Here is a 661-nt window from a genome sequence, read left to right on the forward strand (position 1 = left end):
ACGCTGATCGCCCCGTTTTTGGTAGTCTTTACGTGGTGGCTATTGCCGTATTTTAGAGACGGCGAAGATTATGGCTCAGCAAGGTTTGCGACGCCCGAAGACTTCCCTAAAATGAATATAAACTATAAAAACGGCTTGGTGCTAGGATGTCACAATATAGATAGCGATAATCCGCAGTTTTTAAGGGCTACGCAGCCGCTCTCAACGCTAGTGGTAGCGCCTCCTGGAAGCGGTAAAACGGCGGGTATGATCATTCCAAATTTACTAAGCGTACCGGCTTCTTGCGTAACGCTAGATATCAAAGGCGAACTATATAAAAAAACAGCCGGGTATAGGCAAAAATATTTTAACAACGAAATTCAGCTATTCTCCCCTTTTAGCTGGGATAATACGCTATTTTTTAACCCGTTCGATCGTTCAATCGTTAAAGACATGGAGTATATACATATCAAAAAATTGGCCGAGCAGATAGCTTCTACCATTTTCGTAGGCGAAAAAGGCAGTGAAAATGATCACTGGATAAAATCGGCAAGAACGATGTTTGTATTTTTCGCCGAATACTTTATGCAAAAAGACAAACACGCTACGCTAGCCCAACTTGCACAAGCTCCAAAAGCCGATTATTCCGAGTATTTGGACGAAAAATTCGGCGAAGAGGCAA

Annotated in this window: 1 protein-coding gene; it reads left to right on the top strand. The window is 42.7% G+C overall.

The window, feature by feature from the left end:
• The coding region (locus tag FZ940_RS09385; protein ID WP_148822346.1) for a type IV secretory system conjugative DNA transfer family protein at window positions 1–661 on the top strand (661 nt) is incomplete at both ends.

The sequence above is a fragment of the Campylobacter concisus genome, assembly GCF_902460415.1.
GTDB lineage: Bacteria > Campylobacterota > Campylobacteria > Campylobacterales > Campylobacteraceae > Campylobacter_A > Campylobacter_A concisus_Y.